The organism is Shewanella sp. MEBiC00475 (assembly GCF_005234075.1).
Classification (GTDB): domain Bacteria; phylum Pseudomonadota; class Gammaproteobacteria; order Enterobacterales; family Shewanellaceae; genus Shewanella; species Shewanella polaris.
This window is the reverse complement of record NZ_CP039928.1, coordinates 3,825,446-3,844,803: the sequence shown is the minus strand read 5'-3', so window position 1 is coordinate 3,844,803 and position 19,358 is coordinate 3,825,446. Positions and strand designations below refer to the sequence as shown.

The window sequence follows — 19,358 nt, the reverse complement described above, 5'->3', positions numbered from 1 at the left end:
TCGGTTTACATTGCATACATCATCTTAAGCTTTGTATTCAACCACTTTTTGATCGATAGAACCAAAGATGCTCACACCATTATCATCAAACATTTCAATGCGAACTGTGTCGCCAAAGTGCATAAAAGGTGTTGATGCTTTGCCGTCGGCAATAATTTCCAGCATCCGCTTTTCAGCTAAGCAACTAGAACCCGCACTGCGATCATAATTAGAAATGGTACCTGAACCAATGATTGCACCTGCGCCTAATGGACGTGTTTTAGCCACATGTTCAACTAACTGGCTAAAGTTAAACGTCATATCAACACCAGCATTCGGGCGACCAAATAATTCACTGTTTAAATGAGTCACTAACGGTAAATGTACTTTGCTGTCTTGCCATTTGTCACCTAACTCATCAGGGGTAATCGCAATTGGCGAAAATGCACTCGATGGCTTGGATTGGAAAAAGCCAAAACCTTTACCTAATTCACCTGGAATTAAGTTACGCAGTGATACGTCGTTAACTAGCATCAATAATTTAATGTGCTTAGTCGCATCCTCGCTGTTAACACCCATGGCAACATCATCAGTAACAATAGCGATTTCTGATTCGAAATCGATACCGTATTCTTCACTGGCCATTTGAATATCCGCTTTAGGGGCGATAAAACAGTCAGAACCACCTTGATACACGAGTGGATCAGTCCAAAATGATGCTGGCATTTCAGCACCGCGGGCCTTACGAACGAGTTCTACGTGATTGACATACGCACTGCCATCGGCCCATTGGTAAGCTCGTGGTAAAGGTGATAAACAACGTGCTTCATCAAAATTTACTGCATTGTCCATTTGTCCGGCGTTTAATGCTTCATACAACTCATTAAGTTGTGGGTATAACAAATCCCAAGCATCTAATAGTTGCTGCATTGTATGGGCAATAGCAGGCACCGCGACTGTCTTGGTCAAATCTTTACTGACTAACATTAATTGGCCGTCGCGACGTCCGTTGTGATAACTTGCAAGTTTCATTATTGCTCCTAAATACGAGGTGAGTTGTAGTGGATAAACCACACTGCAGACTCATTTTGACCATACAAATAACTGATAATGGCTGAAAAACCTATAGCATGCACAAATCACATGTTATCGGAATAAACCATAGTTCGTAAAATATTCGTTACATTAATTTAACAGTCGTTAAAACACTGAGCTACAGCGCTTAAGTGACTAAAATGCCGGCAATAAGCTGGCATTAAATCGTTACATTACTTTTTCTTACTAATACTGTAGTCACGCAACTTATTGGCAATAGCGGTATGCGATACCCCAAGTTTTTTGGCTAATTGTCGCGTACTTGGGTATGCAGGGTATAACCGGCGTAATAAACTCGCTTCGTATTCTTTCATCGCTTCATCGAGGGTACCTTCGAATTCTTCATCGAAATAACCAAAGCCTTCGGCATATGACGGTAATTTAAGTTGTTCAACGGTCAATTCTGTTGAACCATCCCACATTGATACAGCTCTAAAAATAGCATTTTTCAACTGACGCACATTACCCGGCCACGCATAAGTAAACAGGTAATCACGACAGCTTGCCGAAATACGTCTTAAAGGGCTAGATAACTGCTGACTGTAATGTTCTAAAAACATCTCAGTTAACGGCAGCACATCAACACGTCGCTCACGCAATGAAGGAATGTGATAACTCAATACGTGAATACGATAATATAAATCTTCTCTAAACTCACCTGTTTGGCAAAGCTCTGCTAAATGCTTTTGGGTTGAACAAATAATCCGTACATCGGCACGAATTTCTTCATCACCACCTATGCGCCTAAAGGTGCCATCTTGTAATAAACGTAGTAACTTAACTTGAGCGGCTTTAGACATCTCGGCTATTTCATCAAGAAACACCGTACCGCCTTTAGCTTCTTCAAAGAAACCTCGTTTAACAACAGTGCCATTACTGACAAAACCAAATAATTCTTCTTCGGCGACGCTATCTGGCAGTGCTGCACAGTTAATAGCAATAAACGGATGTTCGCGGCGCATACTGGCATCATGGCTTGCTCGGGCCATTAACTCTTTACCCGTACCGGTTTCACCTGTAATCAATAAAGGAGCATCAAGCTGCGCCATACGCTTGGCTTGCTTGAGTATATCTTTCATTTTATCGCTAACGACTAATACATTGTCAAAACCAGTAGTCTGATTTTGCAACGCATTAAACTGCTTACCCACTCTTGCAGGTGACTTTAGCGAGATAACAGCCCCACCTAAGATTGTCTTATCATTATCATCAGGTAAGTAAATGGGTAACATTTCAGCTAAATACTCGTTCGAGTTAATTTGCACTCGAGTCGCTTGAGGTAATACAGGCGTTTCACTCATCCAACGGGCAAAATTAAATCCTTGCACCCAATGATTAAGTGACTCCCCTGCCACTTCATGATCGCCCATATTGAGCGTCAATAATGCAGACTCATTCGCAATACGAACCCGTCCTTTTACGTCAATTGAAAAAACTGAATCCGGTAAGGTTTTAAGCAATGTTTTTAACGCGTAGTGTTCTTGCTCTGAAGGCATAAAAGAGACAGTGCGAACATCATGCACACTTTCGACTTTACGAATTTGTGGCATAAGTTCACGCAAGGTTTCAAAACTGTTTTCTGCAAATTGCAAAAATAGGAAACCTTTATTGCTGGCATCAATAGCAATTAAGTTAATACCATGATTTTCAAGCACGACTAGGATGTCTTTCGCTAAACCAACACGATCGATACAACTGACTTCCAAACGCATAATGCAACGATTCCCTAATTATTAAAGTTTTATTTTGGAAATTTGGCACAACGTTAGAGGGATATTGCCTCGGTGGCAAGTGAAGTTTACAGCAGAGTTGTAACAGAGCAATTATTTCAGTACATTACGTTTACGTAATGTACTGAAATAGATGATGATAACGATTAATCAAGCAACTGGTCGGTCTTGGCTGCCATGATGAAATCGTTCTTGTGTAACCCCTTAATCGAGTGTGACCACCAAGTCACGGTAACTTTGCCCCACTCAGTTAAGATACCAGGGTGATGAAACTCGGCTTCAGCTAAATCGGCCAACTTATTAGTAAAGGCCATCGCTAACTTAAAATTTTTAAATTTATATACCCGCTCTAACTGCATAATGCCGTCACGAACTTCAACGCCCCAATCTGGGATCATACCGATAAGTTCTGCCAACTCTGCATCGGTTACTTTTGGTGCATCTGCTTGGCATGCTTCACACTTCATCTCGGTTAATGCATTCATTTGTACTCCTTGGCTTAATTAAATAGTGTCTAACTTGCAGGTTATTGAGCCACAAGCCCTACTACAATAAATCGTTAACTGGCTTTAACTTTTGGAGCGAATTTAGGCTCAAACATGCCTAACTGGCGTGCTTCTGTCACCATACTCATAATGTCCATACGAGCAATCTCATCCAGATAATCAATATTATCAATCACATAATAAATAGGCTGCATAATATCAATTCGATATGGCGTACGCAGTACATCAAGTAAATCAAACGGTTTGCGTTCAGGGCTATTACTTAATGCATACATGGTTTCACCCGGTGAACTTAAAATGCCGCCGCCGTAGATTTGCAGTGATTCATTTTTTGTTTGGACTAAGCCAAACTCAATGGTGAACCAATATAATCGCGCCAAAAATACTCGCTCTTCTTTCGATGCGGCTAACCCTAACTGACCATACATATGCGAAAAATGCGCGAAAGAAGGATTGGTTAACAATGGACAATGGCCAAATATTTCATGAAAAATATCAGGTTCTTGCAGGTAATCAAACTCTTCTTTGCCACGAATAAACGTTGCCACTGGAAACTCTTTATTGGCCAGTAACTCAAAGAAACGTCCAAATGAGATCAGTGCAGGCACTGCTGCGGTTTTCCAACCTGTTGCATCAAGCAACACTTTATCGATTTCAGGCAATTGCGGAATGCGATCAATCGACATACCTAATGCATCGAGCCCTTTTAGGTATGCTTGACATGCACGACCAGGCATATTGGTTACTTGGCGTTGATACAATTGTTGCCATAATTGATTCTCATGCTCTGAGTAATCAATGTAACCTTGGGCATCAGGTTGATGTGCTATATATTTTGTTGTTGCACTCATAGGTTCCACTTTACGTCAACTTCACTCCCTACATAGTGTGCTAAGGTTGACGTTTTGTTAACTGTTTCACAGTTTTTTGTCTAACTGTTATCTAGCTCAAAACGTAAACAAATAAATACAACTAACAAATTAATGGCGATAATATCGTCACGTTTACTCACCTTATTATCCCGTTCCCGAAAAACGTTCAGCGTTTATTTGGATGCTGCATCAATAATTTAACTGACGATTGACCAGTGATAACTTACAATATAAACAAAACTTGGTTCATTAATTCACAGGACGATTAAACTATGACAATTTTGGTAACCGGTGGCGCTGGCTATATTGGTACACATACCGTAGTAGAGCTATTAAAGGCCGGACAGAAAGTCGTCATCGTAGACAATCTATCAAACTCAAGTGTTGAAGCATTGGCGCGAGTGCGAACTATTACAGGAAAAGATGTCACTTTTTATCAAGGCGATATTTTAAATAAAGCATTATTACAAAAAGTCTTTACTGACCACAGCATCGAATCAGTGATTCATTTTGCAGGATTAAAAGCGGTTGGTGAATCAGTCGCTAAGCCTTTAAAATATTACGAAAATAACGTCACAGGCACCATTATTTTATGCCAAGTAATGGCTGCAAATAATGTTAAAAACTTAGTGTTCAGCTCATCTGCAACCGTATATGGCGACCCAGCCAGCTTACCGATTAAAGAAGACTTTCCAACGGGTGCCACTAACCCTTATGGTCAGTCAAAATTAATGGTGGAATATATTTTAGCTGACCTACATAACTCAGATAACAGCTGGAATATTGCCCGTTTACGTTATTTCAACCCTGTTGGCGCCCACGAAAGTGGCTTAATTGGCGAAGACCCTAACGATATTCCAAATAACTTAATGCCGTTTATTGCTCAAGTTGCCGTTGGTAAGCGTGAAAAGTTAAGTGTCTTTGGTAATGACTACAATACCCCTGATGGTACTGGCGTGCGTGATTATATCCACGTTGTTGATTTAGCTGTCGGCCACTTACAAGCGCTTAAAAAGTTGCAAACCAAACCAGGTTTGGTGACTTATAATCTCGGTACCGGCATAGGCTACAGCGTGTTAGACATGGTCAAGGCATTTGAGAAAGCTTGCGGAAAAACCATTGCTTATCAAATTAGTCCTCGTCGTCCTGGCGATATTGCTGCCTGTTATGCCGACCCAAGCTTTGCTGCTACAGAATTGGATTGGCGTGCAACTCATACAGTTGAAGACATGGCCAACAGTAGTTGGAAATGGCAATCAAATAATCCTGATGGTTACAATACCAACTCCGTTAATTAGGTGAGCAATCAGAGTCACTCAGGTTTTTCAGTTTGAGGCGCATTGTTAAAAGAATGGTTATTCCCTTATGAAGCAATGCAACAAAAAAATGGAAAGCCTGAGTGGCTCCCGCAGGGCGAGTTTATGCACCTACTATGCTACTTAATAGAATTTTGACGTAGAGCACTATCCTATTACTTGCCTAGAAAGTGCAGAACTCTCGCTGAATGACCAGATAATTATTGGAATTGGTATGAATTGCCAAGCGCTTAACAATTTGGTGCTGCAGTTAATGCTAATATTGACTGCAGCAAATGTGTTTAAGTCCAATTGGAACCCAAATGACCCAAGGTATTAATCAAAGTCGTCGTAATCTTTTTAGTCGCAGAAAGTCCAATGTGACTCGCCCGCCTTGGAGCAAAACAGACCAAGAATTTACGGACAACTGCACCCGCTGTGATAAGTGCATAAGCGCCTGTGAAACCCAAATCATTAAACGTGGTGAAGGTGGCTTTCCTGAAATTGATTTCACTAAAAATGAATGCACCTTTTGTAAGCAATGCGTTGAGGTGTGTCCTGAACCTGTATTTGATGACACGGCGGTATTGCCGTGGACAATTGTCGCCAGTATTAAAGATAGCTGTTTAACCGCTAAAGGAGTCTGGTGTCAAAGCTGTAAAGACGCCTGCGATCCTCGCGCAATTAGCTTTATCATGGCGGTAGGCCAAGTCCCCAAACCCTTGATAGATATTGATGCCTGTACTGGCTGTGGTGCATGTGTGTCACCTTGCCCTACTGATGCAATACTTATCGGTCATCCAAGCTAAGTTTATCGACAAAAAAGTCAAGGTTGTCAAAAATACTGTTAGCTGTTTTGATGTTGTTTCTCAATTGATAACGCTATATTACCCACACAATATAACCATAAGAGCACTAAGATGTTTGGTCAAAAAAAACCTGCTAATTCACTCAGTTTCATCGCCCAAGAATGTCATTTAACCGGCAAACTTATTTTTAGCGGTGACGTGCTCATTGCTGGCTATATCAACGGTGATATAAAAGCCCAAGGCAATGTAACGATTGAGCCTAGCGGAACCGTTGATGGTGATATTTTATGTCGCGAGTTGATGATTTCAGGACAATTGACGGGAGAAGCTCGTTGTAAAAAAGTCACCCTGCATGATCAAGGCGTTTTTGAAGGTGATGCATATTGTGAAAATATTGAGATTTTAGACGGAGGCCAATTTTTAGGTTACCGTCACCGAGATACACCTACCAGCGCTTAATCCACCGTTCTCGCGGCCTTATAACGTCGACAACTATCGTCAATTTTTAACCAACTCACTTGTTCATCAGTGTAGATATGATAGGTCGGTTGCACTCGGTCTGGTTGATCTAAAGATGCGATCGATAATGTAGTGTATTGCGGGTAACTCAGATGTCGGAAAGTCAATGAGCAGCCGCATTGTTGACAAAAGCCACGACGTATATCGTTTGAAGAAGCAAACTCAGTCACTTGTCCTTGTAACCACTGCACTTGTTCACGATGAAAATCCATCCAGCTCACCAACACCGCACCAGAACTTTTACGGCATTGACTGCAATGGCAATGATCGGCATCAAATGGTGTACCATTAACTTGATAACGGATTGCACCGCATAAACAACCACCTTGTAATAACTCAACTTGTGACATTTAAGCTCCTAGATGATCTACTTTTATTTATAAATATACTACTTATCAATTCCTTGAAGTTTCTGCTGCCATTGACGCAATAACACCACAAACTCTTTTGGTTCTCTGTCTAAGCTGTCGATGGATAAATATAAATGATACCCCAACTGCTCATGTAACGTTTGGCAGCGATGACCAAACATGGCCAATACCCCACGATAGCGATCGCCATTTACCAGCAGCGGCGTGTATTCCACGCCTAAATAACCTTCTAAACTTTGTAAATCTTCATCTTGGGTGGCGGCCGTCATTAATAATGGACGTTGTTCGGTTAATAATCCGGTGGCCAGACGTGGCGAAATACAATCTAAAATAGGATTAATCTGTTTAAGTTTGACACCAATATAGGGCAGTTCAATCAGCTCCATATTTTGATTTACCCGTACGCTATCAACGCGCTGAATATTATGCCATTCAATAAACACTTGTCCGCGACGATGAAAAAATTCTACACCTTCAGTGGTTAATTTAAAGCTCACGGCTGGCTGATATAGTTTAGCAAACCCTAAAATAAATCCTACCGATCCAAGGGCAAAGCACAACATACCAAGTACAAAAAAACCTTTAAACCCGATAAAAATAATCAAGCTAGCGATTAAACTGACTGCACCAACAATAGAGAGTGTTATGCCATTGCGCTTAGAATAAGGGCTGATTAGCATTTGCTCATCACTCACGAAAATATCCTTCTCATTGATAATTTATTCCACATACGATTACTCTAGGTTATTCATTAGGCCGACAGTGTTACCTGTTGGTAGACCTTTTATTTGTAGCCATAATATCCCCACATATTCATGGATAGCTCGTTGCGATGTAAGTAACTGATCCGCATTTAAACGCCACCAATAACCACGGCTAGCAATAAAATCGCTTGGCGCTGCTTGGGGTTGCATTCCCAATGAGGTAAAAATTCGCATTGAACGTGGCATATGAGTCGCCGAAGTGACTAACCTAAACGGTTTATAACCAATCATGCTTTTAAGTGCATAAGCTTCTTCAATGGTGTCTTTAGGTTGATTAAATACCAATATACTGGTTTTCGGGATCCCTAATTCTTGTGCGGCTTGGGCCATCATAGTCGCATGGGCTGTAGGTTGGTTGCCACCGCTCCAGCCACTCACAACTAAGGTACAGTGCTGACCAAGACCATACTGCCGTATTCCCTCACTTAAACGAGCCAATGCCGTGGATGATAATTGCTGTACTGCTGTATGGCCAGATTGCTCAAGATTACCCGACCCCAATACCATCACAACACAACTGCCCGTTATAGGTTGATGATTAACTTGATACTGAGACTCTAAAGAATCGGCTAAAAAATAACTTACTTGGGATTGGCTGGTTAGTACTAGCACCAATATAGCAATAACTAATGCAACTCGGCCGCATCGCAGCAAGGTTACCCGCTGGGTTCGCCATAAAACGGCTGCAATAATTAATAACATTATGCTAAAGGGAATGGGCATCACTAACTGAGATAACACTTTCTTAAGCCAAAACATCCGTATATCACTTAATCAATAAAAACTGCCGCTAGTTTATCGTTATCAGCTCTGAATACAAACCCTAGCTACAGTTATTCCTATAACAAAAACGGCACTGTTTAAGTGCCGTTTAGTGAGTGAACTCTTAACGATGTGAATTGAGATTAACTATCATCGATATAATATTGAGGCTATTTTTCGTCTTTGCCCCACAACCATGCAGCCCCACGAACGCCCGATGATGCGCCAAATTGATTCTTCACGACTTGAGTTTCGCACTCACGGCCGACGACGTATTTCGGTAATAATGACGGTAACTCAGTGTAAATGGCGTCAATATTAGATACGCCACCACCCAATACAATGATGTCTGGGTCCATCATATTAATCACATGTGCGAGTGAACGAGCTAAACGGTCGATAAAACGCTTAAATGCCGCGGTTGCCAGCGGATCACCTTGCTGCATCATCTCAGAAATTTGAATACCACTGGTAGCGTCACCGCCTGCGGCGCGAAAGTCTCGGATAAAGCCTGTGCCCGAAATAAAGGTTTCGATACAATCGCGATTCCCACAAAAACACGTTGTGCTATTAAACTCATCGGGGGTCATCCAAGGTAACGGGTTGTGGCCCCATTCGCCAGCAATACCGTTACCACCAGCATGAACAGTGCCATTTATAGATATGCCCGCACCACAACCTGTACCAATAATACCGCCAAATACTAAACGCTTACCCGCGGCTGCACCGTCTACTGCTTCTGAAACAGCAAAACAGTTGGCATCGTTGGCAACACGTACTTCTCGGTGTAATACTTCGCTTAAATCTTTGTCTAAAGGATGGCCGTTAATCCAAGTGGAATTAGAGTTTTTGACTAATCCAGTAAACGGAGATACCACACCAGGAATACCCACACCAACAGAACCGGTTTGTTTCGTTGCCGATTCCGCATCAGCAACTAAACTGACAATGGCTTCTATGGTACCTGGATAGTTTTTTGGCGTTGGAATGCGCTTTCTGAATATTTCAGTACCGTCTTCGGCTAACGCCACTATTTCAATTTTAGTACCACCGAGATCGACGCCCATGCGCATCATAACTTGTCACTCCACTTGTTTATTATTAATTGGGGTTCCATATTTAGCTTACAAAGGTCGATTGACACTCCAGCTATTTACGTGGAAACCATGCCGATGAAGCGGCAATAAAATACGGATTTAAAATATTTTCTTTCTGGTTATATTGAAGCGGTGTTAGCCCAGGATATTCAACTACCTGTCCACCCGCACTTTCTAATACCGCTTGCGCAGCTGCAGTATCCCATTCACTGGTAAGGCCTAACCTTGGATAAACATCCGCTTGGCCTTCAGCAATCATGCAAAACTTTAACGAGCTACCGACACTGAGCATCTTGTGCTCACCAATAGTCTGTAAATAGGCGGCAACATCAGGGCTAATATGGGAACGACTCCCCACCACAATAGGTGGCGATTGCAATTCCCGGTTACGAATATCTAATGTTGCTATCAAGCCGTTATGCTCAAGCCAAGCACCTTGGCCGACTATGCCGCTATAGCATTTATCTAACACTGGCGCATACACTACGCCAGCAATAGCTTGTCCTTGGTGGATCAGCGCAATATTGACGGTAAATTCACCATTGCGTTTAATAAATTCTTTGGTGCCATCCAGAGGATCGATCAACCAATAGGTTTGCCATGTTTGTCGTTCAGTCCAGCTAATATCAGCCGCTTCTTCACTCATAACTGGAATATCTGCAAAATGCTGTTTAAGGCCCGCGGCAATTACATTGTGACTAGCTATATCAGCAGCAGTAACCGGGCTATCGTCTTGTTTCACTTCAATCTGCAGATCAGTTTGAGCATAAACCTGCATAATGGCTTCACCAGCTTGCTTGGCGAGTGTCACTATCAGCTGCAAGTCTGTTTTAGAAAATACAATGTTAGACAAATCAATTCCTTATAAAATTCATATCGCGCTAGCGATCAACACACTATTGATACGACATTATGCCATTGTTAACATCATAGATTGATAACTTTTTGATTGTACTTAATCCAAAAGTACTCGAAAAAAACAGCAGACAAAACCACCACATTGACACAACATACCCGCAACAAAATAAAACCAGTTCTATACTAAGCTAAGCGTCGCCCAGCTCAAAACAAACAGTGTGTTTATGCATTCGTATTCAATTATGGAGCGAATCCGTTAATAAAATGTAGCATCATCATTTAACGACTTATATTTCAGTTACCCTTGGCTAGACATACCTATCTAGGTAAGTCTAGCCAGAGCGTTAACGACTCATTGATTAATTACATCGAATCGTATTTTCAGTTGAAGTTGTTTTAATCACAACATCACTAAAACTGATGTCTACTTTAGCGTCAGTCGTAAGATAAAATGGTATCGTAATTTTACCAAAGTCCATTGGTTCTCCTGCAAAACAGGCCAATGAAATATTGATATTTTGCCAGTCACCTAATTTAGCATTAACCAGTTTGGTAATATCCACTTGTTGACGACAGTCTCCTTCACACGCCAAGCCTAGCCACAGCGGTTTTTGCACTAACTGTAGCGCTTTAATACTTACAGATAACACTGAATCACGATTGCTATAGGCTCTAAGATCGCGCGGAAAATTACTGATTAAACCAACAGTACCTAGCTCACTACCATTAAAAGAGACTAAGCGAGCATCTTCTTGCACTACGCGATCCATAGTACGGATATTCAGTGCATTATTGTTTGCCACGCTGCTTGATAAGCCCTGTCGTTCATTATTGGTCGCTATGTACATTGACCAAGGAGATTTCACTGCTCGTTCAAATAAAGCTAAGTCTTCAAGTGTTTGAGTTGCTGAAAAATTATCTTCTGATAACTTATCTAAGGCTATCGCATCGGTTGATGCTGACTGATAGCTTAACCCGTATCCGTAAGGAATAAGCGGTTGATAGTCTGCTTGTGCTTGCGCACTTTTATCTTGTACTAATGGCACATTCACTTGAGTTTGTTGTGGTGTAGATGGCCACGAGAATGACAATTTACCGACAAAATCATAACCAACACTCCCGTCTGGCTTTGTGAACAACACATCTGCAATACCTTGACCTTCAGACCCAGGAAGCCAAGCAGCAACAAAAGCATCTGACTGATTAAACTCAGAATTAACCCACATTGGGCGACCGCTGATAAATACTGACACAACAGGGATACCTTGCGCCTTCAGCTTTTTCAATAACGCCAAATCTCGCTTATCACCACGTTGATATTCTAGGTTATCAATATCACCATTGCCCTCGGCATAAGGTTCTTCGCCAAACACTACAATGGCAACATCAGGCTTCTGTTCTGGGCTAAATTCACCCGTCACACTTAACATTGCTTCTCCACCGCCTTGGGTGACCACCTGCTTGATACCTGAATAAATTGAAGTTGCACCAGGAAAATCGGAGTTTTTATTATCGGTACCCTGCCAAGTAATCGTCCAACCCCCTGATTGTTTACCTATATTGTCAGCAGCGTCACCAGCAACAAGTACTTTTGCATTTGGCTTGAGCGGCAATAACGATTGATTATTCTTAAGCAGCACCAACGACTCGCGCACCGCTTGACGGGCAACATCGCGATGACTCGCTTGACCTATTAATTCAGTTTTACCCGATAATGGACGATTTGCAGGGCTAGGTTTATCAAACAAACCCGCACGAAACTTTACTCGTAAAATACGGCTTACCGCATCATCTATCCGCGCTTGGCTAATTTCACCGCTATTAACTTGAGCAATGGTATTTTCATATAATGGTTTCCATGCAGCTGTAGGCACCATAAAGATATCTAATCCGGCATTGACAGATTGAGCACAAGACTCATTGCTACAACCAGCAACTTGTCCGTGACCATTCCAATCACCCACGACGAAACCATCGAAATTTAATTTATCTTTAAGCACATCTGTTAACAGGTATTTGTTACCATGGTTTTTAACCCCGTGCCAGCTGTTAAATGAGGCCATAACACTTTGCGCCCCAGCATTTAAGCCACCCACATAACCTTGGGCATGTATGTCATATAAGTCTTGTTCGTTGGCAATATTATCGCCTTGATCTATGCCGTTTTCAGTCCCGCCATCACCGATAAAGTGTTTTACCGTTGATATAACATGTTGGTCAGATAAAAAATCGGCTTTAACAGAACCTTGCAAACCTTCGACAATGGCATACGCGTATGCTTTTACAATCTGTGGATCTTCAGAGTAACCTTCATAAGTTCGGCCCCAACGATCATCGCGCACCACGGCAACAGTAGGAGCAAACACCCAATCAATCCCAGTAACCATTACTTCTTGGGCTGTAATAGCCGCTATTTGCTCAATCAATTTTGGATTATTCGCAGCACCTAAACCAATATTATGTGGAAATAAGGTCGCACCAATCACATTGTTATGCCCATGTACTGCGTCAGTACCCCACATAGTCGGAATATTAATGCCATCGACACTGTCATCTATCGATGCTTGATAAAATGATTCTGCTAACGCAATCCAATCTGCCGGTGTAGCGTGTTTGTCATTATTAGGGTAAGCACCACCACCGTTAAGATAAGATCCAAAGCCATATTGACGCATATCTTCAACAGTGATATCGCGAATTTCAGGCTGGATCATCTGCGCGACTTTTTGCTCAAGTGTCATTTTGGAAATTAATCCAGCAATTTTAGCTTCTAATACAGGATCTTTTGCTACTGCTGGCGTTAATTCAGGCCAAATGGTTAATGTGTTTGATGCCGTTTCATCCGCGGTGACTGTAACAACCGCGGCTTCTGTAGCAAGCTGGTTAGTGGTTTGATTGTCGCCACATCCGCTAAGCCCAAGCAAAACCCCTAAGGTAATCAAGCTGATTTTTGTTAGCATATTTACTCTCGTGACACCTTGCAATTGAGTCTGTTTCATTCTATTTCCCTTAAGCATTTTCAGTTGTCGCGGGACGTTTTGCATCACATCCAATCAAACCGTAGTAGCCAATAAACCCGTAGCATAATAATGGTAAAATAAAGGCAAATTGTATTCCCATGCTGTCAGCTAACATGCCTTGTAATAAGGGTAATACTGCACCACCGACAATGGCTAAGCATAAAATACCTGAACCTTGGCTAGTGTGCTGTTTTAAATCTTGCAGCGCTAAACTAAAAATAGTGGGGAACATAATTGAATTACACAAACCCACTAACAACAATGCCCACATGGCAACAGTACCGGCACTCAATATTGCAGCAGCAACTAAAATGCACGCACATAAGGCATTAAATGCTAACACCTTACCGGCTTTAATTTTTTGCATCACTGCAGCGCCAATAAATCGTCCCACCATAGCGCCACCAAAGTAATAAGCTATATAATGTGCAGCTTCAGATTCAGATACGCCACTCGTTCCATCTTGAGTAATAAAACTAATCAGAAAACTACCAATACCTACTTCAGCGCCAACATAGACAAAAATCCCCACAGCCCCCAACACTAAATGCGGATACTGCCAAGCACTCCCCGATGCAGAGGTCTTAGACTTAGCTTCTCTTTTTCCCAATAACGGTAATTTTAACAACATGAAAATAAGTGCTAATGCAAACAATGACGCGGCTAAAATTAAATAAGGAGTTTGTACCGCACTCGCCTGCTGCTGTACTGACAACTGACCAATCACTTCACCAACTTCAGTGATTTTTTCATCGTGTTCAACGGTTGATAAAATTAACCAACTACCAAAAAATGGCGCAACAGTCGTACCTAACGAATTAAATGCTTGAGTTAATGTCAGTCTTGATGATGCTGTTTCAGCCGGCCCAAGTACACTCACATATGGGTTTGCTGAAACTTGTAAAATAGTAATACCGGATGCCAATACAAAAAAAGCAAACAGAAACATGTTATATGAGCCATAACTGGCTGATGGATAGAATAATAAACAACCAATGCAGGCAATAATCAATCCGGTAATAATCCCTTTTTGATAACCAATTTTACCCACTAGCGCACCAGCTGGAATCGACACAATAAAATAGGCACCAAAAAAGCAAAACTGCACCAGCATTGCTTGGGTGTAGTTAAGGTCGAACATGTTTTTTAGATAAGGGATTAAAATATCATTCAAGCAGGTTAAGAAACCCCACATAAAAAATAATGATGTTAATGCCACTAACGCAAAGCGAAAGTTACCTTGCTGGTGTGTTGAATTGGCATTTGCCAGTTCAGATTGAAGTTGTGAAGTCGCCATGACATTCCCTTATTTTTGTTAATAGTTATCTTGGGTTTCTGCCCATAATGACAGTGAATCAAAATCAATCATCGTCGTTTGAAAGTTAACTCCCCCGTAAACTCTCGCTATTTGACTCATCACCTTCCCCATACCTGTTCAAGCAGATGAGGATTTAATAATTAGCCAAATCAATTATTGACCTTTGGATAATTAATCACTAATCTCAATGTAAGCGCTTTCATTTTTAACATATCGATAACTGATGTCAACGATTTTTAACTACTAGAGCATAATCTTTACTGTGTAACTAACGTGGCACAATGCCATTACCAGTGTGTTTCAAGCAAATTAGTTAATCATAAAAATAGAAAAAATTAATCAATACTAAGTGAATTAAAATATGAAAATTATGTTACCAGCCGATTCCAAAATGCATTCAAAAGCGTTCACCTTTGGTGTGGCGACTGCTTCTTTTCAAATTGAAGGCGCAGTGGCATCACGCCTCCCTTGTATATGGGACACATTTTGTGCCATCCCAGAAAAAATTCGTGATGGTTCAGACGGAGAACAAGCTTGCGAGCATGTCAAATTATGGCGTGAAGATGTCGATTTAATTGAATCATTAGGTGTTGACGCTTACCGTTTATCGATTTCATGGCCGCGAGTAATAAACAAAGATGGCAGCCTAAATCCACAAGGTGTTAAGTTTTATACCGACTTACTCGATGAGTTAAATCAACGTGGAATTAAAACTTTTGTTACTTTATACCACTGGGATTTACCACAACATATTGAAGACAATGGCGGTTGGTTAAATCGTGAAACAGCATACCTTTTTGCTGATTATGCCGACAAAATTACTCAAGCATTTGGTGATAGAGTTTACTCGTACGCCACTTTTAACGAACCTTTTTGCAGCTCGTACTTAGGTTATGAAATCGGTGTACATGCACCAGGATTAGCCAAAAAAGCTTATGGACGCCAATCAGCTCACTATTTATTATTGGCTCATGGCTTAGCCATGAAAGTTTTGCAAAAGAATAGCCCTAATAGCTTAAATGGTATCGTGCTTAACTTTACCCCTTGTTATAGCGCAACCGATTCAGCAGCCGATGTCGAAGCAGCAAGCAAAGCCGATCAGTACTTCAACCAATGGTACATAAAGCCACTCTTTGATCGTTGTTATCCAGAAATAATTTATGATTTTGCAGTTGAAGATGTTCCCATCATCGAAGATGGCGACTTTGATATTATTGCTCAACCTATCGACTTTTTAGGCATCAATTTCTACACCCGTGCAGTATATGAAGCGGATGCGGTAAATGGTTTTAGCCAAGTAGACATGGTCGATAAACCTAAAACAGACATTGGCTGGGAAATTTACCCACAAGCCTTTACTGATTTATTAACCTCATTAAATGCTCTTTATCCCTTGCCACCAATATACATAACTGAAAACGGTGCGGCGATGGACGATAAACTGGTTAATGGTAAGGTAGATGATCAAGATAGAGTCGAATATTATAATGGCCATTTAAATGCCGTTAATAATGCTATTGAGCAAGGTGTGAACGTTGTAGGCTACTTTGCCTGGAGCTTAATGGATAACTTTGAGTGGGCTGAAGGTTATTTAAAACGTTTCGGAATCGTCTATGTTGACTACCAAACTCAACAGCGAACACTAAAAGCCAGTGCCTATGAGTATCGAGACTTTATCAGCGCTAGAAAATAGTCATTTAATCAGCGCTGAATGTTACATAAATGACTTAGCCAACTTCAAACAGTCGCATCATTTTAATTAATAACAACAATAATTGGGGCATGTATGATCAGTATCAAAGAGAAAATAGCCTACGGACTTGGGGACACAGCGAGTAACATCGTGTTCCAAACCGTAATGCTGTTTTTAACCTTTTTCTATACCGATATTTTCGGTATTTCGCCAGCATTTGTCGGCACCATGTTTTTAGCCGTTCGCTTAATCGATGCAGTAACAGACCCTTTAATGGGGGCTCTTGCAGACAGAACCAATACCCGGTGGGGTAAATTTAGACCCTACTTGTTATGGTTTGCACTGCCATTCGGTTTCATCAGTGTGTTGGCCTTTACGACCCCTGATTTAACTGAAGATGGCAAAATGATTTATGCCTTCGTCACCTATACTGCATTAATGATGGTGTATACCGCAATTAACATTCCGTATTGTGCATTAGGCGGTGTACTAACAGCCGATCCAAAAGAGCGCGTCTCAGTACAGTCTTACCGTTTTGTGTTTGCAATGCTTGGCGGTTTATTAGTGTCAGGATTAACCCTGCCATTAGTCGAGTTTTTAGGTGAAGGCGACCAAGCTAAAGGTTACCAATTAACCATTACAGCCATGAGCATTTTGGGTGTAGCGATGTTTTTGGTGTGTTTTTGGGGTACAAAAGAACGTTTGCATCCCCCGGTTGATCAGCAATCTAGCTTCAAAAAAGACTTCACTGATATGCTTAAAAACGATCAGTGGCGCGTGTTATCCGTTGCATCAGTGTGTTTATTATCAGGTATGGTATTGCGCACCAGCTTAGCAATTTATTATGTTAAATATTTCTTAAACATGCCCGACTCAATTACCCTGTTTATTACGCTGGGAATGGTCGGTAATATTTTTGGTTGCATTTTAGCCCAACCTTTAGCAAAACGTTTTTGTAAAGTTAAAGCTTATATTACCCTGCAATTGTTAGCCGCTGCCATGTGTATAGTGAGCTACTTTGTACCTAGTAACCAAGTTGAATTAGCATTCTTCATGTTTATTATTTGGGGTTTCACTTTTAATATGGCTACCCCATTATTATGGGCAAAAATGGCAGATGTAGTCGATTATGGTCAATACAAAAATGGTGTTCGTATTACTGGGATGATTTACTCTTCGGTAATATTCTTCATTAAATTAGGTGTTGCCATTGGTGGTGCCGCTGCGGGTTGGTTGTTAGCTGGCTACGGTTACCAAGCTGATACGCTTCAAACACCAGACACTCAGCAAGGGATATTGTTATCTTTTACAATTTACCCTGCGATTGGATCGATATTGGTTGCATTTGTAATGCGCTGGTACGTTTTAGACAATCAAAAAGTCGACCAAATTCACTTAGAATTAAATAGAGAAGCAAAATAAAAGCATGTTAGTCTTGGAGCCATGTGCTCCAAGATGGCTTTTGCAAACTAATTATATGGCAACAATTTACGATGTATCTGTAATGGCGGGTGTATCTCTGGCAACTGTGTCCAGAGTGATGAATAACAACACCAAAGTCAGCGATAAAACGAAACAAAAAGTAGTTGATGCGATGGAGTCATTAGGTTATCGCCCCAACACTATTGCTCAGTCATTAGCGTCAAACCGTTCAAACAGTGTCGGAGTGTTGGTGTCGCAACTGGACGGTCCATTTTATGGACCGATGATGACCGAAATTGAAATGGTGCTGCGCAGTGCCAATAAACACGTCATCATTGCCGCGGGTCACAGTGATGAAAAACAAGAAAAAGAAGGAGTGGAATTTTTAATGAGCCGTGGTTGCGACGCACTCATTTTAGATGTTGAAGCCGTGTCTGACGAATATTTAATTGAACTCAGTAAAGCCTCAACGCCCATCGTCTTTATTAACCGCTATATCGATGAAATTAAAGATCGCTGTGTTTACCTTGAAAATGAACAAGGTGGTTACATGGCAACTGAACACATTTTATCCCTAGGACATAAACACCTCGCCTATATTTCGGGACCGCTATTCAAACTCGATGTGCGAGATCGCTTAAAAGGCCATAAAAGAGCATTGCAAAAATACCATGTTCCGTTTGATGAAACGCTTTGTTACGAAGGCGATTTCCGTGAACTTGGAGGTAGCAATGCAATGAAACATTTATTGTCGTTAAACAAGCCGATAACAGCTGTAGTGTGCGCCAATGATCAAATGGCCGCAGGTGCTATTGCCGTATGCTTAGAGCACGGGTTACGTGTACCGGAAGATATTTCATTTATCGGTTACGATAATATCCCCTTCCCACAATATATTTCACCTAAATTGTCTACCGTAAGTAATCCAATTCACGAAATGGGCAAAATGGCTGCTCGCTGGGTACTTCAGGAAGTGTACAACGATAAAGAGGTGGTTATTGAACACTCATTTCAACCCGAATTATTTATCCGAACATCAACAAAATCGATCAATTAGCGCTTCAAGCAAACTCGTCTTCTGGTTTTATGCCTCAAATTTAGCCAATCGATTCATTTACGCAACGTAGATGCACCTTCTCGTTAGCGATTGCCCTGCTGTGAACAATCATCCCCAAGACAACTTACAAAACCATTAACATTAAGCACTTAATGGTTACTGATTAAAATCCTGCCAACATTTGATAATTC

General features: G+C 41.2%; 17 protein-coding genes. 6 read left to right on the top strand and 11 right to left on the bottom strand.

The features are described from left to right. Positions 1 to 24 precede the first annotated feature (24 nt). From FCN25_RS17085 to phhA, 4 genes are all read right to left on the bottom strand, one after another. Positions 25 to 1,011 carry a fumarylacetoacetate hydrolase family protein gene (locus FCN25_RS17085; RefSeq protein WP_137226607.1) on the bottom strand — a complete coding sequence of 329 codons (987 nt, stop codon included), beginning with the start codon at positions 1,009 to 1,011 and terminating at the stop codon, positions 25 to 27. 236 nt (positions 1,012 to 1,247) lie between these two features. Continuing rightward, positions 1,248 to 2,786, bottom strand: coding sequence for a transcriptional regulator TyrR (gene tyrR, locus FCN25_RS17080; protein WP_137226606.1), 1,539 nt, complete (start codon positions 2,784 to 2,786; stop codon positions 1,248 to 1,250). Positions 2,787 to 2,950: 164 nt separating this feature from the next. Next, entirely contained in the window at positions 2,951 to 3,289 is a 339-nt protein-coding gene (locus FCN25_RS17075) for a 4a-hydroxytetrahydrobiopterin dehydratase (RefSeq protein WP_137226605.1), read from the bottom strand. Between the two features lie 74 nt (positions 3,290 to 3,363). Further along, the gene (phhA, locus tag FCN25_RS17070; protein WP_137226604.1) at positions 3,364 to 4,161 is read right to left on the bottom strand and encodes a phenylalanine 4-monooxygenase; all 798 of its coding nucleotides are present in this window, start codon (positions 4,159 to 4,161) and stop codon (positions 3,364 to 3,366) included. 293 nt (positions 4,162 to 4,454) lie between these two features. Between phhA and galE the strand changes: the two genes are divergently transcribed. The 3 genes from galE (at position 4,455) to FCN25_RS17055 (ending at position 6,745) form a co-directional block, all read left to right on the top strand. Further along, positions 4,455 to 5,480, top strand: coding sequence for a UDP-glucose 4-epimerase GalE (gene galE, locus FCN25_RS17065; RefSeq protein WP_137226603.1), 1,026 nt, complete (start codon positions 4,455 to 4,457; stop codon positions 5,478 to 5,480). A 320-nt stretch (positions 5,481 to 5,800) separates the two neighbouring features. After that, on the top strand, positions 5,801 to 6,286 hold the full coding sequence (napF, locus tag FCN25_RS17060; protein ID WP_137226602.1) for a ferredoxin-type protein NapF: 486 nt from the start codon (positions 5,801 to 5,803) through the stop codon (positions 6,284 to 6,286). A gap of 111 nt (positions 6,287 to 6,397) precedes the next feature. After that, positions 6,398 to 6,745, top strand: a complete 348-nt coding sequence (locus tag FCN25_RS17055) for a polymer-forming cytoskeletal protein (protein WP_137226601.1) — start codon at positions 6,398 to 6,400, stop codon at positions 6,743 to 6,745. Here the strand turns inward: FCN25_RS17055 and FCN25_RS17050 are convergent. The 7 genes from FCN25_RS17050 to fucP form a co-directional block, all read right to left on the bottom strand. Beyond that, positions 6,742 to 7,155, bottom strand: a complete 414-nt coding sequence (locus FCN25_RS17050) for a GFA family protein (protein ID WP_137226600.1) — start codon at positions 7,153 to 7,155, stop codon at positions 6,742 to 6,744. The two genes, FCN25_RS17055 and FCN25_RS17050, sit on opposite strands and share 4 nt — an antisense overlap. Before the next feature lie 38 nt (positions 7,156 to 7,193). After that, positions 7,194 to 7,877, bottom strand: a complete 684-nt coding sequence (locus FCN25_RS17045; protein ID WP_254693789.1) for a DUF2982 domain-containing protein — start codon at positions 7,875 to 7,877, stop codon at positions 7,194 to 7,196. Between the two features lie 33 nt (positions 7,878 to 7,910). Next, positions 7,911 to 8,699, bottom strand: a complete 789-nt coding sequence (locus FCN25_RS17040) for an ElyC/SanA/YdcF family protein (RefSeq protein WP_137226599.1) — start codon at positions 8,697 to 8,699, stop codon at positions 7,911 to 7,913. Between the two features lie 173 nt (positions 8,700 to 8,872). Further along, entirely contained in the window at positions 8,873 to 9,778 is a 906-nt protein-coding gene (gene mak, locus FCN25_RS17035; RefSeq protein ID WP_137226598.1) for a fructokinase, read from the bottom strand. 73 nt (positions 9,779 to 9,851) lie between these two features. Then, positions 9,852 to 10,652: a 3'(2'),5'-bisphosphate nucleotidase CysQ gene (cysQ, locus tag FCN25_RS17030; RefSeq protein WP_137226597.1), complete on the bottom strand. Its 801-nt coding sequence runs from the start codon at positions 10,650 to 10,652 to the stop codon at positions 9,852 to 9,854. Between the two features lie 364 nt (positions 10,653 to 11,016). Further along, positions 11,017 to 13,656 (bottom strand): exo 1,3/1,4-beta-D-glucan glucohydrolase, encoded by a 2,640-nt coding sequence (locus FCN25_RS17025; RefSeq protein WP_137226596.1) that lies wholly within the window; start codon positions 13,654 to 13,656, stop codon positions 11,017 to 11,019. 10 nt (positions 13,657 to 13,666) lie between these two features. Further along, the gene (fucP, locus tag FCN25_RS17020; protein ID WP_137226595.1) at positions 13,667 to 14,974 is read right to left on the bottom strand and encodes an L-fucose:H+ symporter permease; all 1,308 of its coding nucleotides are present in this window, start codon (positions 14,972 to 14,974) and stop codon (positions 13,667 to 13,669) included. 382 nt (positions 14,975 to 15,356) lie between these two features. Between fucP and FCN25_RS17015 the strand changes: the two genes are divergently transcribed. From FCN25_RS17015 to FCN25_RS17005, 3 genes are all read left to right on the top strand, one after another. Beyond that, complete coding sequence (locus FCN25_RS17015; RefSeq protein ID WP_137226594.1) at positions 15,357 to 16,688, top strand: GH1 family beta-glucosidase; 1,332 nt, start codon at positions 15,357 to 15,359, stop codon at positions 16,686 to 16,688. Positions 16,689 to 16,781: 93 nt separating this feature from the next. Further along, positions 16,782 to 18,110: a glycoside-pentoside-hexuronide (GPH):cation symporter gene (locus FCN25_RS17010; RefSeq protein ID WP_137226593.1), complete on the top strand. Its 1,329-nt coding sequence runs from the start codon at positions 16,782 to 16,784 to the stop codon at positions 18,108 to 18,110. A 55-nt stretch (positions 18,111 to 18,165) separates the two neighbouring features. After that, positions 18,166 to 19,167 carry a LacI family DNA-binding transcriptional regulator gene (locus FCN25_RS17005; protein WP_137227452.1) on the top strand — a complete coding sequence of 334 codons (1,002 nt, stop codon included), beginning with the start codon at positions 18,166 to 18,168 and terminating at the stop codon, positions 19,165 to 19,167. Positions 19,168 to 19,358: the final 191 nt, after the last annotated feature.

What these genes read in the sequence shown, in the direction of transcription:
- FCN25_RS17055 (WP_137226601.1), top strand. Translation starts at nt 6,398, where the DNA reads ATGTTTGGTCAAAAAAAACCTGCTAATTCACTCAGTTTCATCGCCCAA.
- FCN25_RS17005 (WP_137227452.1), top strand. Translation starts at nt 18,166, where the DNA reads ATGGCAACAATTTACGATGTATCTGTAATGGCGGGTGTATCTCTGGCA.
- fucP (WP_137226595.1), bottom strand. Translation starts at nt 14,974, where the DNA reads ATGGCGACTTCACAACTTCAATCTGAACTGGCAAATGCCAATTCAACA.
- FCN25_RS17040 (WP_137226599.1), bottom strand. Translation starts at nt 8,699, where the DNA reads ATGTTTTGGCTTAAGAAAGTGTTATCTCAGTTAGTGATGCCCATTCCC.
- galE (WP_137226603.1), top strand. Translation starts at nt 4,455, where the DNA reads ATGACAATTTTGGTAACCGGTGGCGCTGGCTATATTGGTACACATACC.
- mak (WP_137226598.1), bottom strand. Translation starts at nt 9,778, where the DNA reads ATGATGCGCATGGGCGTCGATCTCGGTGGTACTAAAATTGAAATAGTG.
- FCN25_RS17075 (WP_137226605.1), bottom strand. Translation starts at nt 3,289, where the DNA reads ATGAATGCATTAACCGAGATGAAGTGTGAAGCATGCCAAGCAGATGCA.
- napF (WP_137226602.1), top strand. Translation starts at nt 5,801, where the DNA reads ATGACCCAAGGTATTAATCAAAGTCGTCGTAATCTTTTTAGTCGCAGA.
- FCN25_RS17015 (WP_137226594.1), top strand. Translation starts at nt 15,357, where the DNA reads ATGAAAATTATGTTACCAGCCGATTCCAAAATGCATTCAAAAGCGTTC.
- FCN25_RS17085 (WP_137226607.1), bottom strand. Translation starts at nt 1,011, where the DNA reads ATGAAACTTGCAAGTTATCACAACGGACGTCGCGACGGCCAATTAATG.
- FCN25_RS17025 (WP_137226596.1), bottom strand. Translation starts at nt 13,656, where the DNA reads ATGAAACAGACTCAATTGCAAGGTGTCACGAGAGTAAATATGCTAACA.
- FCN25_RS17010 (WP_137226593.1), top strand. Translation starts at nt 16,782, where the DNA reads ATGATCAGTATCAAAGAGAAAATAGCCTACGGACTTGGGGACACAGCG.
- tyrR (WP_137226606.1), bottom strand. Translation starts at nt 2,786, where the DNA reads ATGCGTTTGGAAGTCAGTTGTATCGATCGTGTTGGTTTAGCGAAAGAC.
- phhA (WP_137226604.1), bottom strand. Translation starts at nt 4,161, where the DNA reads ATGAGTGCAACAACAAAATATATAGCACATCAACCTGATGCCCAAGGT.
- FCN25_RS17050 (WP_137226600.1), bottom strand. Translation starts at nt 7,155, where the DNA reads ATGTCACAAGTTGAGTTATTACAAGGTGGTTGTTTATGCGGTGCAATC.